The sequence below is a fragment of the Mesotoga sp. Brook.08.105.5.1 genome, from assembly GCF_002752635.1.
Taxonomy (GTDB): Bacteria; Thermotogota; Thermotogae; order Petrotogales; family Kosmotogaceae; genus Mesotoga.
Genome location: NZ_AYTW01000004.1, coordinates 45397 through 61217 on the forward strand (window position 1 = coordinate 45397; position 15821 = coordinate 61217).

The 15821-nt window shown below is 46.3% G+C and carries 16 protein-coding genes; 1 reads left to right on the forward strand and 15 read right to left on the reverse strand.

Annotation, left to right across the window (positions count from 1 at the left end):
• Nucleotides 1-45: 45 nt before the first annotated feature.
• The 11 genes from V512_RS01285 to V512_RS01335 form a co-directional block, all read right to left on the reverse strand.
• Entirely contained in the window at nucleotides 46-750 is a 705-nt protein-coding gene (locus V512_RS01285) for an ABC transporter ATP-binding protein (RefSeq protein ID WP_099828656.1), read from the reverse strand.
• Entirely contained in the window at nucleotides 750-1466 is a 717-nt protein-coding gene (locus tag V512_RS01290) for an ABC transporter ATP-binding protein (protein ID WP_165775319.1), read from the reverse strand. Before V512_RS01290 ends, V512_RS01285 begins: the two co-directional genes overlap by 1 nt.
• Nucleotide 1467: 1 nt before the next feature.
• Nucleotides 1468-2406, reverse strand: a complete 939-nt coding sequence (locus tag V512_RS01295) for a branched-chain amino acid ABC transporter permease (protein ID WP_099828658.1) — start codon at nucleotides 2404-2406, stop codon at nucleotides 1468-1470.
• On the reverse strand, nucleotides 2403-3332 hold the full coding sequence (locus tag V512_RS01300) for a branched-chain amino acid ABC transporter permease (protein ID WP_099828659.1): 930 nt from the start codon (nucleotides 3330-3332) through the stop codon (nucleotides 2403-2405). Before V512_RS01300 ends, V512_RS01295 begins: the two co-directional genes overlap by 4 nt.
• Before the next feature lie 70 nt (nucleotides 3333-3402).
• On the reverse strand, nucleotides 3403-4638 hold the full coding sequence (locus V512_RS01305) for an ABC transporter substrate-binding protein (protein WP_099828660.1): 1236 nt from the start codon (nucleotides 4636-4638) through the stop codon (nucleotides 3403-3405).
• A gap of 100 nt (nucleotides 4639-4738) precedes the next feature.
• On the reverse strand, nucleotides 4739-5938 hold the full coding sequence (locus tag V512_RS01310) for an acetyl-CoA C-acetyltransferase (RefSeq protein WP_099828661.1): 1200 nt from the start codon (nucleotides 5936-5938) through the stop codon (nucleotides 4739-4741).
• Between the two features lie 10 nt (nucleotides 5939-5948).
• Nucleotides 5949-7247 (reverse strand): acetyl-CoA hydrolase/transferase C-terminal domain-containing protein, encoded by a 1299-nt coding sequence (locus V512_RS01315; RefSeq protein ID WP_099828662.1) that lies wholly within the window; start codon nucleotides 7245-7247, stop codon nucleotides 5949-5951.
• Nucleotides 7244-8422, reverse strand: coding sequence for a TetR/AcrR family transcriptional regulator (locus tag V512_RS01320; RefSeq protein WP_099828663.1), 1179 nt, complete (start codon nucleotides 8420-8422; stop codon nucleotides 7244-7246). Before V512_RS01320 ends, V512_RS01315 begins: the two co-directional genes overlap by 4 nt.
• A complete protein-coding gene (gene fabG / locus V512_RS01325) occupies nucleotides 8419-9165 on the reverse strand; it encodes a 3-oxoacyl-[acyl-carrier-protein] reductase (protein ID WP_099828664.1) in 747 nt (248 codons plus the stop codon). Before fabG ends, V512_RS01320 begins: the two co-directional genes overlap by 4 nt.
• Nucleotides 9166-9176: 11 nt before the next feature.
• Complete coding sequence (locus V512_RS01330) at nucleotides 9177-10199, reverse strand: 3-oxoacyl-ACP synthase (RefSeq protein WP_099828736.1); 1023 nt, start codon at nucleotides 10197-10199, stop codon at nucleotides 9177-9179.
• A 172-nt stretch (nucleotides 10200-10371) separates the two neighbouring features.
• Nucleotides 10372-11181, reverse strand: coding sequence for an alpha/beta hydrolase (locus V512_RS01335; protein WP_099828665.1), 810 nt, complete (start codon nucleotides 11179-11181; stop codon nucleotides 10372-10374).
• Between the two features lie 137 nt (nucleotides 11182-11318).
• On the opposite strand from V512_RS01335, the gene V512_RS01340 reads away from it, so the two are divergent.
• Nucleotides 11319-12323 (forward strand): SIS domain-containing protein, encoded by a 1005-nt coding sequence (locus V512_RS01340; RefSeq protein WP_099828666.1) that lies wholly within the window; start codon nucleotides 11319-11321, stop codon nucleotides 12321-12323.
• A gap of 745 nt (nucleotides 12324-13068) precedes the next feature.
• Here the strand turns inward: V512_RS01340 and V512_RS01345 are convergent.
• The 4 genes from V512_RS01345 to V512_RS14870 all read right to left on the reverse strand — a co-directional run bounded on the left by V512_RS01345 (nucleotide 13069) and on the right by V512_RS14870 (nucleotide 15798).
• Entirely contained in the window at nucleotides 13069-13731 is a 663-nt protein-coding gene (locus V512_RS01345; protein ID WP_099828667.1) for a class I SAM-dependent methyltransferase, read from the reverse strand.
• 79 nt (nucleotides 13732-13810) lie between these two features.
• Nucleotides 13811-14776 (reverse strand): Gfo/Idh/MocA family oxidoreductase, encoded by a 966-nt coding sequence (locus V512_RS01350; RefSeq protein ID WP_258394193.1) that lies wholly within the window; start codon nucleotides 14774-14776, stop codon nucleotides 13811-13813.
• Nucleotides 14777-14786: 10 nt separating this feature from the next.
• Nucleotides 14787-15449, reverse strand: a complete 663-nt coding sequence (locus V512_RS01355) for a Gfo/Idh/MocA family oxidoreductase (RefSeq protein WP_243392197.1) — start codon at nucleotides 15447-15449, stop codon at nucleotides 14787-14789.
• Complete coding sequence (locus tag V512_RS14870; protein WP_243392198.1) at nucleotides 15412-15798, reverse strand: Gfo/Idh/MocA family oxidoreductase; 387 nt, start codon at nucleotides 15796-15798, stop codon at nucleotides 15412-15414. Before V512_RS14870 ends, V512_RS01355 begins: the two co-directional genes overlap by 38 nt.
• Nucleotides 15799-15821: the final 23 nt, after the last annotated feature.

Here is a 15821-nt window from a genome sequence, read left to right on the forward strand (position 1 = left end):
TTCTCTCGCATTTCAAATCACTTCTAAGAAGCCTCTTAGTCTACCCTACAAACCAAGATAAGAGCGCTTGACATATTCATTATGCATAAGGTCTTCCGCAGTACTCTCGATTGCAAGAGTTCCGTTCTCTATGACGTAACCCCGGTCGATTACTTTCAGACCCTGCCTAACGTTTTGCTCAGAGAGAATCATAGAGACTCCTTCAGATTTTATGGCTAAGAGTTTCTCAAAGAGCTCTGAAACCAGAGAAGGTTGGAGTCCCACTGAAGGCTCATCTAGAATCAGAAGTCTAGGAACCGCCATCAGAGCACGGCCCACTGCAAGCATTCTCTGCTGACCTCCGCTCATAGTTCCCGCCAGCTGATAAGCGCGTTCCTTAAGAATCGGAAAGATCTTGAATACAAAATCAAGCCTCTCTTCAATTCTATCTCTCGCCTCCTTGATGTAGGCAGCTCCAATCTTCAGGTTCTCGAGAACGTTCATAATAGGAAAGAGCTCACCGTCCTGAGGCACTACAGATATACCTTTTCTTATTATCGTATGGGTTTCGTACGGGATGAGAGATTCCCCTTCAAACAGTATTTCTCCGCTCGTAGGTTTAACCAAACCAATGATTGAGTTTATCAGGGTGGTCTTTCCCGCTCCATTGGGGCCGAAAAGTCCAACGGCTTCTTCTCCAACGGAAAAAGAGAAGTCCGTTACAACCTGAATTCTCCCGTATGAGACGTTTACGTTCTTGACTTCAAGCATCAGGCATCCTCCCCCAAATAAGCGGTGATCACGTTGTGTTGCTGTGAAACCTCACTATATGGACCTTCAGCGATAATTGCTCCTCTGTCTAGCACAATAACTCTCTCAGTAATCTCTCTAATTACACTCATGACGTGCTCTATTATGCAGATTGTCACACCTGTATCTCTAATCTTTCTTACAGTGTCTATCATCTCTCTGGTTTCATCCATATTCAAACCCGACATAACCTCGTCTAGAAAAAGAAGCTTTGGCTTTGTTGCCATAGCTCTGGCGATTTCGATCTTCTTGATATCCAAGACAGTTATCTTATCAAGGACTTCGTTAGGTTTAGCAAGACCGATCGTTTCGCAAAGCTTAATTGCGCTCTTTCGACTATCCTTTAGCTTTTCTCCGTTTCCGAACAGCCCACCAACCATAACATTTTCAGCTACGGTGAGATTCTTAAGGGGGCGCGCAATCTGGAAAGTTCTGGCTATACCCAAATGGCATCTCTTGTGAGTAGGCAGAAAAGTAATATCCGTACCATCAAAGAATATTCTGCCTTCACTCACAGTATGTAGTCCCGATATCACATTTGTAAGCGTTGTCTTTCCTGCGCCATTGGGACCTATTAGCCCTAGAATCTCGCCCTGCCGAATCTCCATTGTGACATCATCTACAGCTACAAGCCCGCCAAAGCGCTTAGTTACTTTTTCAACTTTGAGTATACTCATGTTATCGTTCCTCCAGACGGCGTTTTCTGAAACCAAGAACATCTTTGATTGCGCCATATACACCGTTGGGTAAGAAGAGGACTACCACAACAATAATCACACCGTAGATTATCAGGTGGCCGTACGGCATGATCAGTTTAAGATACTCAGAGGATAGCCCAAGAATTATCGCTCCAATTACTGAACCTATTGTTGAGTAGATTCCCCCAACCAGGGCCATCGCTATCGGCAAGAGAAGATAATGAGCCGAAAAGCTGCTCTCGGGGAAAACGAAGCCATACTGCAGAGCGTATGTCGCGCCGACCACACCCTGAATCATCGAAGTTACAACAAAGACGAATATCAAATACTTGTATATGTTCACTCCGTGAGATTTAGCAACGGTCTCATCCGCCCTGATAGAGTCAATGGCGAAGTGTATTCTGGTTCTTTGGAATACTTCTGAAATTACTATTGTAATCAAGGCAACACCCAGCATAAACCAGTAGACCTTGTTCGAATCGTAGTTGAAGAGGGTGCTCAAAACGACTTTACCGCTCGGACCACCCGAGATCTTGTGAAGGTTCCTGATGATGACCATAAAAACGCTCGCTAGAGCCATTGTAGTAATAGCGAAGTAAAGACCTCTAAGTCTGAGGATTGCCATACCCAGAACCAGCGATACAACTCCGGCGACAAGTCCACCGATTATGATTCCTGTGATAGGATCTACTCCAAGATCAGCTGCAGCGATGATTCCTGCGTATCCTCCCAGACCAAAGAAGCCTGCTGTGCCAAATGACAATTGACCCGTTCGTAACATCATGTCCCAGCTTAATGCAAGAGTCATGAACGTAAGTATCGTTATGGCAACACTTATGAAGTATGCTTCCGTGAGCAGTGGCAGCATCACAGCCGCTGCGAGAACAATCAGAAGGAGAATCGGTTTAATAATCTTCATAGTGATTGCCTCCTTAAGGATCTAATCATGATAACTGCTATCAGTACTCCAAAGAACACGATGTCAGACCAACCGGCATATCCGGGAATCGATTGAACGATTGCCTCTCCCACTCCTAGAACAATACCACTTATCAGAATCCCGGTTAGGTTACCGAGACCTGCCATTGCAACTAGACTGAATGATTTCATAGTGAATGCCGCGCCCACAGAGGGAAAGATTGCAAATCTCGGCACCATTACCCCTGCTGCAATACCAAGTATGGCGACCGATAAACCAAAAACAAAGAGATAGACGAAATCGGTGTTTATCCCTACAATCTTTGCTCCGCGAGGATTCTGACCGACTGCAAAGGTAGCCTGCCCTAATCTTGTCTTTTTTAGAAAGAGTTGAAGAGCGATTAGCACTGCAAACGCTAACACAACGTAAAGCAACTCGTAAGTACCGAATCTAACGCCGGCAATCGTCGTTGAGGACGAAGAATAGTCAACATAGACGCTTCTTGGCCGGGTAGTCCAGATAACCTTCATGAGTTCCAGAACTATCATCGATATCCCGAAAGTGAGAAGCAGCTGGTTAAGGTGTCCTGCTTTAAGAACCCTGGTTACCGTAAGCTTATAGATAACAACTCCTAGAATGAATAGCAGGAAAAACACGGGGATTATCGAAACAAGAGGATCCATACCGGTATTGACTGCAAATAGATAAACAATATAAGTTCCCAGCGATAGCAAATCGCCGTGGGCAAGGTTCATTATTCCGACTACTCCGAGAGTTAGAGCCAGAGGAAGCCCTATCAGTGCATAAAGACTACCTCTCTGAACGCCATAAATCGCGGCTAGCGGCCTCCAGATCGCGACAACCACAAGTATCGCGACAAGTATCAAAATGCCTCTATGCTTTCTCAAGAAAGAGATCTTTTCCAAGTCTTTCACCACCCTGGTAGCAACTTTTTCAGATAATAAGGTCGGGCATTGCTGCCCGACCTAAATCAGACTATCTCCCATCCCAGGAAGGGAATGGATATTCAGGTTCAGCTGTCTTTAACTCTAGAGGCCATATTACGTGCTGTTCGCCACCCTGCCACTGAAGTATCTTCTGAGCAGTGAAGCCCTGGTGCTTTATGACGTTACTTGGCGCAATCTTCAAGACATCACCGATTGGAGACGCATATTCCACCTGCTCTAGGGCCTTGATAAGTGCAGACTTCTCAATAGTACCAGCAGCCTTGATTCCTTCTGCAAGGAAGTAAATGTTCGTGTAACCGAGAGGAGCAAAGTAAGTTGCCGGCTCTTCCTTGAACATCTCAATGTAGGCATTCCAGAAGTGCTCGGCTACGGGGCTGATTCTGTTGATCGTTGGAGCCCACATTCCGTATAGGGTAACTCCTTCTGCCAGGGGAGAGTCGCCGAAATGTGCCGGCCATCCTGGAGGTGCTCCAACAAAGAACTTTGGTGAGAACCCGACTTCCTTTGCCTGCTGGAGCATTGGAAGAGCATCCGCGTCATAACCCGCCCAAACGAAAAGATCCGGGTCATATTTCTTCGCCTGCTGAAGCATCGCTCGGTAATCTCCTCCGCCAAGTGCAGCACTCTTGAACGAAACTCCCATGTAGTCGCTCATGACTTCTGCCCAAGCTCCCTGGCCTTCTGCAGCCAGTGCCTGAAGGACCAAATATGCTTCATGAGAACCGGTGCCGAAAGCTCCTTCTTCATACGCCAGGAAGACTTTGTTGATCTCAATATCAGGATAGGCTTCGGCTAGATCCGTCCAACCCTGGCCGTAGCTGGCTCCCTGCTGATAATCCCATGGATGCAGATGGAAATACCAGTCTGCGTCCGGACCGACTGCAACCTCACATTGTGAACCGGCAGCACCTATCCAGATTGTGACCTTCTGAAAGCTCTTCATAACAGGAATCTGCGCGAAGTGAACTCCAGTGCTCATACCACCGACAAAAAAGTCCACTCTATCAACGGTAGCAAGCCTGGAGATCGCTGCCGCACCCTTCTCCGGTGTCATTTCGTCATCAATTACTATCAACTCCAGAGGTCGTCCTAGTAAACCGCCTTCTGCGTTGATTTCACTTACTGCAAGTCTCATTGCCTTTGCAGCCTGATCTCCGGTGATGTCACCCAAGGGAAGAACAGCACCGATCTTGATCGGAGTAGCTGCAAAAACGATTAGTGAAGTTACAGCAGCCATAAGTAGAACCAAAAATACCTTTTTCACTTTCCCACCTCCTACGTAGGTTGTACTCCAGATGATTTCAAAAGAACGTTGGAACAAGAAAACTCTTTCCCAAAAAGCGGCATTACCTGTGATTCAGAAATTAGACTCTCCTGACAACTACTGCGGTTCCCATTCCTCCGCCGATGCAAAGGGAAGCAAGCCCGAATTCGAGATCTCTCTTCTCCATTTCGTGGACGAGCGTAACGATGATTCTGTTCCCTGAGGCTCCAATGGGATGACCAAGAGCAATTGCACCTCCATTAACATTGGTTCTTTCAATCAGCCATTCCTTTGTGACTCCGTAGATCTCCATAAGTCCTCTAATCACGGAAAGCGCCTGAGAAGCGAAAGCCTCATTGAGCTCGATAAGCCCTACATCCTTGATGGTCATCGCAGCTTTATTGAGAGCCTTTTCAACGGCTGGAACAGGACCGTATCCCATATATGCTGGATCGACTCCCGCCTGAGCAAATGAGACTATCTCTGCAATCGGTTTAAGCCCGTACTTCGTTACTGCTTCTTCACTTGCCAGGACGGTTGCACTTGCACCGTCATTGATTCCCGATGAATTCCCTGCCGTTACTGAACCATCCTTCTTGAATGCAGGTCTCAGCTTCGCCAAAATCTCCATGCTTGTATCTCTAGGATGCTCATCGGTATCAAATACAATGTCTCCCTTTCTATGCTTTATGACAACGGGAATGATTTCATCCTTGAACTTTCCTGCGGAGATTGCTTCTTTTGCCCTCTTCTGGCTTTCAAGTGCAAATTCGTCTTGCTCCTGTCTGCTTATGCTGTATTTTGCTGCGAGATTTTCCGCAGTAACGCCCATGTGATAATCGTTAAAAACATCCGTTAGCCCATCTCTTATCATGTGATCCGTTATGGAGCCGCTGCCCATCCTGTAACCAAACCTTGCCTTGTCCAGCATGTAAGGGGCTATAGACATATTCTCCATACCACCTGTCAAGACCAGATCGGCTTCGCCCGTAAGGATATCCTGGGCCCCGATCATCGTCGATTTCATTCCGGATCCGCATAGCATGTTCACTAGATATCCGGGACTCTCGATAGGTACGCCTGCTCCGATTGAGACCTGCCTTCCCGGTCCCATACCTTGATTGGCAGTCAATATGCAACCCATTATGGTTTCTTCGATGTTCTTGGGGTCTACCTCTGATTGTTCTATCGCAGCCTTTGATGCAGTAACACCAAGCTCGACCGCCGGAACATCTTTCAAAGCCCCTCCGAAAGTACCTATTGCTGTTCTCTTTGCACCAACTATGAAGACCTTCTTCATCAAAAACCTCCTAAATCAATCCAACCTCGCTGGCCTGTTTTCTTAACTCAGATCTAAAATCGGGATGAGAGATGTTAAGCAAAGACTCTACTCTCTGGAAGACATTTAGACCCTTCAACCTCGCGATTCCAAACTCAGTGACAACATAATCAGTATCCTGCCTAGGCACAGTTACCGGAGAACCCAGAGGGAGAAGAGGAACGATTGTGGAAACGGTTCCCTTCTTGGCGGTGGACCTCAGAGCAATTATCCCCTTTCCGTTCTTCGCCATAGAGGCCCCTCTGTGAGTATCAAGCTGTCCTCCTGTGCCACTATAGTGCCTTGTTCCGATTGCTTCCGAACACACCTGTCCTGTTAGATCAACGGATATGGCAGTATTTATGGATACCATGTTATCGTTTTGCGCAACGACGTATGGATCGTTCACATAGCTCCCTCTAAGCAAAAGAACCCCAGGATTGTCTTCCACAAAGGAGTACATTCTCTTCGTTCCAAGGGCGAAAGTAGCAATGAACTTTCCTTTCCAGAGACTCTTTCTCGAATTCGTTATCGCTCCCTTTTCGAAGAGATGAATCATGGACTCCGTGAACATTTCGGTATGTATTCCAAGTTCATGCTTGTCTTCCATCAACTTGGCAACGGCATTTGGAATACCGCCGATTCCGATCTGCAGAGTGGCGCCATCTACAACTAATGACGATATATGCTCGCCAATTCGCATCTCCGTCTCCGAGGGTTCGGTATCGGGAAGCTCAGGAATATCAAAACTGTTCTCTATCACATAGTCAACTTCACTTATGTGAACATGTGTGTCCCCATGGGTTCTTGGAGCCCTGTCGTTTACTTCCAGGATCACCATTTTCGCGTTCTCAACCATGTCCCTCTCGTAAACGGTAGAAAGGGAAACTGTCATGTAACCATTCTTGTCCATGGGAGATGCGACTCCCCAGAATATGTCGGGTTTGTTGGCCATAATACGTTCCACGCCAGCAGTATGTAGATTATTCGGAATGTAGGTTACAGTCCTCAGTCCGTTGCTAACTGCCTTCCTAGCACCCGTCGAGTGGAACCATGATTCATTAAGGAATCTTCCTTCGTACTCTCTGTTAACAAAGAAGGGGTACTCGCCAATGTTCAAACAAGTTGCTACGGCTACGTTTTCGACACCATCAACCCTGTGGAGATTTTCAAGAAGACCCCGAGCTTCCATAGCGGCCATGCTGGTCACGATTTTTGTACCAGATCTTACGTTCCTGAGGCCTTCTTCTATGCTAATTCTCTTCTTCTTATATTCATCCTTCCAATTCAACTAAAAGCACCTCCGTACCCTTTTGCCATTAGCGAAGCAAGTTCTATCAGATGCTCGTCCCATTTCTCGTATTCCTTTTCATTCCTAAAGAGAAGATCCAGACCCATGAAATGTCCGATCCCCATCAAGAAGACTCCAAGATCTCGCGAGTCAATCTGTCTAATCTCATTCTTGAACCTGGCCTCTTCAAGCGAACTTATGTATGATGTGAGGAGTCTTTCATAGTAGAAGCGGCCTGTCTCCGGCTGCACAAATTCCGACTCTCTCACGATGTTGTAGAGCTCCTTGTGAACATCCATGAACAGAAGAAACGCCTTGTAAGACCTGATCTCTCTGTTTAGTCTTCCTTCAACGCCGGAAACGGCGTCTCTCATTGTTCTCCTGAGATTCCTGTTTGCCTGATAAACAAGCTCCTGAAGGAGTTTCTCTTTGCTTTCGAAATGCAAGTAGAATGTACCTTGACCGTAACCTGCCCTACTCGTGATATCGTAAATCGAAGTCTCGAAATACCCTTTCTCGCCCATAAGCCTTTCCGCAGCAAGAAGAATGACTTCTTTCGCCTTGGTACCTCCGCTTGCCTTTGTTCTGTCAAAAGTGAAATCAAGTGCTTCTCTGTCAAATTGCTCAGATTTAACAAATCCACCCAGAGTAAAATCAACCAACGACTCTACAGTGGAATCAGGAACCCTTGTTCCGTTGTAGATAATCCAGTAGATAGCAGTAAATCTCGAACTACCAACAAGAAACCACAACTCGGGCATTGAAAGTGTGGACTTGCCTATAGAGACAGTTGAAAGAAGAGAATCCTTATAGATCTTGTCGACCGAACTCTCAACATCGGGAAATCTATACTCGGCTTCGTGGAATGCGATAAATTTCTTCCTCGATCCCCAAAGAATATTGAAGACAGTTCTATACAGATTGAAGAGTCTTTCTCTGGAATCACGACCGGTTATCGAGGTTGTTGCGGCCTCGAATTCAGCCTTAATGTCCTGCACAATTTCCTTAAACACCTGTTCTTTTCCTGCGTAATGTCTGTAAAAGGCTCCATTAGACAATCCGCAGGTCCTACATATATTGGCAACAGACGTCATCTCAAAACCAAGACGACTGAACAGCTCTTCAGCCGCCTGCTTTATCTGTAATCTTGTTCTCTCACTTCGAGAGATCTTCAAATCACGAGTCCCCCGTCGACACCGATAACCTGACCGGTTAAGTAACTTGCTTCGTCAGAAATCAGGAAGAAGTACACATTTGCAATCTCCTCGGGAAGACCCATTCTCTTCAACGGTATCCTCTCTTCGAGCGCTGTCATTATCTTCTCGGGCATTTTCTCAGTCATTGGAGTCTTAATGAAACCTGGAGCGACAGCATTAACTCTGATCTTGGCTCCTTTTCGAGAAAGCTCTTTTGCCCATGTCTTTGTCATGGCTATTACTCCTCCTTTGGAGGCGGAGTAGTTTGACTGACCGATATTTCCAAACACTCCGACAACTGAAGAGGTGTTGACAATTGCACCATAACCTTGATCAAGCATCACAGGCGCAATGGCCTGTGTCATGTTAAATACACCCTTCAGATTCACGTCGATAACTAGATCCCAATCTTCTTCCGTCATTCTCTGGATCAGTGCATCCCTAGTGATTCCGGCGTTGTTAACAAGCCCATCAATGTGACCATACTCACTCTTGATTTCGTTGACCAAATCAGCTATTGCCTTTCTATCCGTCACATTCAGCTTCTTTGGTATTACCTTTCCCGGGAGCTCAGCGAATTCATTCTTCAAGCCTTCAAGACCTTCAATATCCATATCGCAGGCATAGACTATCGCCCCTTCTCTCGTGAATCTCTCAACTGCTGCTTTACCAATACCTCTTGCGCCACCAGTAATGATGACAACCTTACCTTCCATTCTCACCTTTGCGCCTCCTAAACTTTGCCCCATTTTACGGTTGTTGCGGCCCAGACGAAGCCTAATCCGGCGCCGACCATAACGATCACATCACCGTCTTTGATCTTTCCTTCTCTCAAACCCAATTCAATTGAGAGAATTTGATCATTTTGTCCAAGATGGCCATAGTCATCGAGGTATGTGCTCTGTTCTTCTTTGAGTCCGAGTTCCTCAAGAACAGCAAAATGGGCTGATCTCTTGAAATGCAATATCGCCAGATAGTCAATGTCTCTTTCTGAATAACCGCTCTTTCTTAGAGACTCTCTGATAACCCAATAGAAGTTGGGCATTGTCGTCTCTCCAAGGCGCTTCTTGAATTCTGCCGTGTCTCCCTGGACACGAAAATGGTATTCCGACACATCTTCTCTGCTCATCGGCCATTTTTTTGTTCCGCCTACCGGGACGACACAAAGTTCGGAAAAGGAGCCGTCACCTTTGAATGCGGAAGAGAGAACGACATTTTCGTTATACCCTTTCTTCATGACTACTGCCGCTCCGCTTGCTCCAACATCCAGCATAAAAGAAGTAGAGGGCTCGGAGAGATTCATCAGATCAACATTCCTATAGCCGCTTACAAGGAGCACTGTTTCCACGTCGTCTCGCGCTATCATCATACTCTTTGCGATATCCATGCCAGCCATCATCGAGCCGCACATGGCTTCCATATCGAACGACCAGGCATTTGTTGCCCCAATCTCGTCGGCCACCTTTAATCCGGCCAACCAGCAAGGATAATCCTTGTGTTGAGCTCCATTCCAGATTATCAAATCGACATCTTTGGGATGAGTACCGGAGTTTTCGAGAGCTTTCTTTGCGGCTCTTATTCCCATGCTGCTCGTTGTGTCTTCTGGTCCTGGAAGCAATCTCCTCTTCACCCCGAACTTCAGTTCTATCACGTCTCGAGGAATTCCAGTCGCCTCAGCTATCTGGTCGGGCGTCATGTAACTGTCGGGTATGTATGTCCCGATTCCCGCTATGCCAATTACCGGAACTGAACTCACCAAGATCACCCCTCACACTTTGCGTGGCGTGATTCATCTCTCATAAATGAAAGATGAATCATCTCTCACTTTTAGAATACACTAAACCCTTTGAGATTCTAAGTTCGATTTGAGCCGTTTAACGAGGATTATTGTCGAAGTAAGATGAATAACTTCTACATTGTCTTGTTTACTAACAATTCTTTAGAACAAAGCCTATTACAGCCGTAATGAATTCTCCTGACTTTTCGAGGAAAGCTCCGTGACCCGCATCTTTAATAACCAAAAACTCGGAGCCTTTTACGTTTTCGTGAATCATCTCTATCTCTTCAATTGGAGTAATAATGTCTTTATCAGCACCAAGAAGTAACGTTGGACACTCAATCTTGTGAAGCTCATCCAGCACGTTGAAATCAGGATTTGAAGAGACAAGCCTAATGAAACCTTCAAACCATTCCCGATTGAGAGTTGACTTAAAGGTCTTCTGCCTTTCTTTCAGCCAGTTCAGGTTTCTGTTATAGAACAAGTCGGAGTATATAAACGGAATTGCAAGTTTGAAGAACCTCTCCCCATCGTATAGCATTGCGGCTTCCTTCCACGCTTCGCCCAACTCAGCAAGGTAAGGTGTGATTCTTGCAGGGGTGTTCGCGAGGACCAATGATTTGACCCTTTCTGGATACTTTATTGCAAACATCTCCGCCACCTGTCCACCATAAGAGAGACCTACTATATTTCCTTTAGAGATATTCAGAAAGTCAAGTAGATCGACAAGATCATTCACGTGAACAGAGATATGGTATTGTGACTGCTTCCTTTCGGATCGTCCCTGATCCCTGAAATCCATGAGTATCAGTCTGAAATGCTTGGAGAAATCTGTCAGAAAAGTTGCCCATGAATGCGTGGACATCATTATCCCGTTAAGAATGACAAGCGATGGTCTGTTCTCATCTCCATGTTCTTCGTAATATATCCGGGTACCATCTTTTGTTGTGAGTAACGACATAGCTTCACCTCCGCACTAATTATGGCACCAATACCACCGATTAGTCAAAACACTCTTCCGTGATGATAAACTCTTAATGGTGAGCTATTATCAAGTCCTTTAGGATCGAGAATTCCCACAATGAAAGGATGATAAACATGTCGAAATTCATGCAGGATATGCTAGAGCAACCAGATGCCGTTAGAAGACTCCTTTCCTCTTCTGACATTATCTCGAAGAAGGCGAAGAGTCTTAATTTCGAGAGGGTACTTTTTACAGGGATGGGAGCTTCACTCCATGCGGCGGAGACGGCAGCTTCCTTTCTAAAATCATCAGGGGTAGACGCCGCAAGTCTTGAAATGTCCGAACTTATATCTTACTCATCCAGGGAGCTCCTCAAACTGTATTCCACCATCTTCCTGATCAGTCAGTCTGGTGAAAGCGCTGAGCTGCTGAGGTTCATTGAAGATAACACGGAACTACTTCCAGTGATGGTATTGATCACGAACAATGAACAGAGCAGTGCCGCTAATTTTTTTCCAGGTGAAAGGGTTTTCCTCCTCGAGGCCGGAAATGAAAGATCTATGGGTGCTACCAAGACTTTCGTAAACAGCGTAGTCTTAATGTTGTTGATTGCTGCTTCAAAGACGGGAAGATCGTTGAATTTCTCTGAACTGCCTTCAAGAATAGAAGAGGCGATTTCTCTTGATTTGTCTTGGCTCGCCACTCTTCTTTCTGAGAAGAGGGAGAAGATTCTTGTCGCAAGAGGATACGGCATCGGAGTTGGCAGCATGGCAAGACTTATGTTTGCCGAAGTCGCTAAGATTAGCTTGATTTTCTACGCAGGAGCAGCCTTCAGGCATGGCCCTGTTGATCTGTTGATTGACAGACCGGTTGTACTCACTATGAATCCGGAAGGTGTAACCCAAAACCTGATGCAGGAGCTACACAGAGATATTTCAGACAAGTGTGACCTAATAACGCTAACGAATTTAAAGAAAGAGAGTGTAGAGTCCATATATGTTTCCGAAGGTCTAGACGAAGTGCTTGCCCCAATTCCGATGATGAATGTTCTTCAGAAGTCCGTTGAAGAGATAGCGAGAAACCGGGGTTTCGATCCTGGGGCAGGAGTCTACGGAACGAAAGTAACGACGAAGGAATAGAAATATAGAGTACTTGTTGCAGAAGTTTCCACCCGTACGATGTCCTCATCACTACCCATAGGTTAGGGAGTAAGTGAGAAATCATATCATGCTCCTTCGCCCTCGACAATACATGCTGTATTTGGCTCTTGATGATCCTGAGATCCTAAGTCCTCCCTTGAGGGAGGACTACGCATTGGCGGAGGGTGTCTCTGAAGGAACGAGTGCAAGACTAAGAGGGACCAACACCGAGAGCTCGTTTCGAGAAAAACCATATTCGAGATGCCATAAGCAAGGAGAGAAAGCAGATCCTGTATAGTATCACTGCAGAATGACAGAACAAAAGAGGCGAAGAATGGTATAGACCACAGAAACCGGTCAGTCTCTATTTTTGCTTCTTGGCTTTTCGCAGCGCTCAGCGTGCAGCGTTTATTGACAAGCGGGTCTTTGAGCCGCAAGCGGTCTCTCAAGCTCTGCGGGGACTTATAATCAATAGCGCAGAAATGCGACATCAGGTCTATTGATAACGATTACTAGTTCAGGAACTCAGGAATAAGGTGACTGAACTCCAAAGATGATGATGTGGGCAGCGATGAGGTAAGAATCCGGGTATAAGATACCACCTAAATCGGATTCATTGATCAAGACTTCTCTTATGCATGAATTCTTCGACTTGGCACAAAAAAGCGAAGCTCCAGTTTTCATAAAAGCTTCGCGGTTCAAGGCTTTTTAAGACTTTCAGAATATACTTATCTTGAAGATACCGCTAGGAAAAGGAGGCGCATATCAACCCCACCAACGGATGAATTTGAAGAATCTCGATTTCTTCTGCACCAGATTTTTCAAAGATCTCTCGCATGAACGAGATGCTCGCCGGATGATCTGTCTCGCTGTCATCAAAATAGACTTCATCCCAATCGTCCCTGTACTTGCCAGGATCATCGAACCACATGATGTCGCCGACAACAATCCGCCCAGGACGTTTAAGCATCGCTGAAAGCTTTGAGATTGCCTCGGCCTTCATAGAATCAGTAAGATGGTGAAGAGAGTATATAGCGACTATCTTGTTCACATTCTTTTGCGAAATATCAGTCTCTTCACACGGGTCCTCAAAAGATCCTCTAAAGAACTCTACGTTCTCTGCTCCCGCGCTTGCAACGTTCATTCTTGCGTCTTCGAGCATCCTTTTACTTATGTCTATACCTATTACTTTTTTGCAGTACGGACTGGCTGCCACGGCCCACCTCCCTCGCCCGGTTCCAATATCTAGCAGAACGTCATCCGCTCCAAGCTCAAGAAAATCAAGAGCAAGAGCTCCCACCATTGCGATTATGTCTCCCTTGAATGGGTCGATATCTGCTATAGGCGAAGCTTCGGGAAGGCTGTCAAACTCCTGTTCAAGTTTTCTACGGTCATACTGCTGCTCCAAACAACTCACCTCATGACTGTTATCATATCACCTAGATTATACGCCTTATGAATAAGCAAGGCGAAAAAAGAAGATCGAATCAAACAATCTCGATCTCCCTTCCTTCCCGAAAGCTCCTGTAGGCAGCAGAGACCACTTCAAGAGCTCTCAACCCGTCTTCTCCATTAGTAAAAGGTTCCTTCCCAGAATGAATCACTTCAAGAAACTCTCTCGTCAAAAGCAGATCGAGATCATCTCCGTAGTTTTCCCAGCGATTTCCTTTCTCGCTGGAACTTACTTCAATCTTAGAGTTGAAGATATCCAGAAAGAGAGTACCTCTGGTTCCCACAATGTGTATAGTCACATCACCCCAGTAAGGATGGATTCTCGGTCTCGACCAGCTGCAGTCAAGCGTCATGTACTGGCCCGTTGAAAGTCTGAACATCTCCAGTCCGCAGTCTTCGACACGTGTATCGTGAATCAGGGTGTCATATACGGCGTAAACCTGTTTGAACTCGCAGTCGAGGAGCCATCTTACGGTGTCAACAACGTGAACGGTGTGGTCCATGACAGCGCCGCCACCGCTAAGTTCGGGATCTACGAACCAGCCTCCAGGCATTCTCCCGTGGTTAGTTCCAACAAGGCTGACGATTTCACCCAAAAGACCATTCTTGATCAACTCTTTGGCCTTTCTTACGGAGGCACTATATCTCACCGGAAAAGCCATCTGAAGCCTAACGTTATTTATATGACAAATGTCTATCATAGCCTCGGCATCTTCAACAGATGTGGCAATCGGCTTTTCGCACAATACATGTTTTCCACATCGTGCAGCGATTTCCACGAACTCTCTGTGAGTTGAGTTCTCGCTTGCAACTATTACTCCGTCACTTGCAGCTACAAGCTCTTCGGGGTGGTCGTACGATTTAACCTCAAGAGTAGTGCTCGCTCTTGCCATCCTTGACCTGTCGTGGTCATATATCCCAACAATCTCAACATCTCTTTTCCCCTTTAACGCTTTTACGTAGCTGTAGCCATGCATGTGAGCTATTCCAAGAATCGAAATTCTCGTCGTCTCACGACACCTCCGAGAGTTCTACCGGTCTCAACAGTCTCGCCGACAGGTTGGCTGCCAGTGCAACTCTCAACGATTCTGTAGCCTCTTCACAGCTCACCGGGACTTCTTTGCCTTCCTCTATCGATAGTATGAACGATTTCAGCTCCTCGGTATATGGATCATTCAAGATCGGATTCTCTTGAGAGTATAGGGGCTTGCCGTCGATTGAGGTTTGAAGGCGAAGCGTAGTTTCTCTCTCGTAGCTGTTCGTGATCATTCCCTTAGTGCCGATGAATTCGTAAGATGTTCCAAATCCAACCGGCATGTCGGCCGGTTCGGCCCAGCTGCCTTCGATGTGGGCCAGTGCGCCGGACTCGAACCTCAGAATCGCCATGCCGTGATCGAAAGAAGGCTTTTTCACTGTCGAGCTCAGTTCTACGGACCTCGCTTCGACGGTTCTCACCGGGCCAAGCAGTTTTCTAAGAAAATCAAAATCGTGTATGGAGAGATCGATGAAGACCCCGCCGCTTTTGGTGATATCTGCAAACCAGTTATCTATACCGTGCGAGGGAAAGGATCCTCCTCTGTAAAGTCTAGCCATTACGATTTCGCCAACGTCACCTGAGGAAGCGAGTTCTCTAACCTTAACATACTGCGGAAAGAAGCGTACGACGTGGCCCACCATAAATACTCTGCCGCTTTTTTTTGGCCGCCTTGTCCATTGCCACGGCGTCTTCAATCTTCAGTGCTACCGGCTTTTCACAGAAGACATGCTTGCCCGCCTCGAGAGCTCTGACTACAAGATCTCTGTGGGTGAAAGTCGGCGTGCAGATATCAACTATTTCTATTTCGTCATCTGCAAGGGTTTCATCAAAACTTGCAGCGATTGCTCGATATTTGTCGGAGATAACCTTCGCTCTGCTTCCAACTGGATCGACTATCGATAAGGGACTCGTTTCATCTATCGTTCTATATGACCGAGCATGAACGTTTCCCATCATTCCGGCTCCAACTATTGCTGTCGGGCGCACATCACACCTCCAGTACTATTGGG